This is a genomic window from Amphritea pacifica, from assembly GCF_016924145.1.
GTDB lineage: Bacteria > Pseudomonadota > Gammaproteobacteria > Pseudomonadales > Balneatricaceae > Amphritea > Amphritea pacifica.
On the sequence record NZ_JAFFZO010000155.1, the window covers coordinates 1 to 360 of the forward strand.

General features: G+C 53.1%; 1 protein-coding gene. It reads left to right on the forward strand.

All coding sequences use genetic code 11. The annotated features are described in order from the left end of the window. Positions 1–23: 23 nt before the first annotated feature. A partial coding sequence (locus tag JW499_RS23220) for a phenol hydroxylase subunit P4 (RefSeq protein ID WP_205212541.1) occupies positions 24–360 on the forward strand: 337 nt, incomplete at its 3' end.

The following is a 360-nucleotide window of genomic DNA, read 5'->3' on the forward strand; positions in this document are numbered from 1 at the left end:
AAGAATAACAAGAGGATATAAAAATGCCTGTATTTGCACTAAGTCCTGACTATCAGGGCGAGCGGATGGACCGGGTGGAAAATTTCCACGGTAATCAGATTGTCTATCTCGGTTGGGATGAGCACCGTATGTTCTGCGCCGCCAAAGCGTTTCCGCTGCCGCCCTCGATACCGTTTGCGGCGCTGATTGACAACATTATGCCGGAAGCCTTTGGTCAGCACCCTGAGTTTAGCCAGATCAACTGGGACACCGCGGAGTGGCTGCTGGATGGTGAACCGTTCCGGCCTCAGTTGGAGGTTGCTCTTGCCGATCAGGGGGTGGGGCATAAATCGCTGATCCGCTTTAAAACCCCGGAGTTAA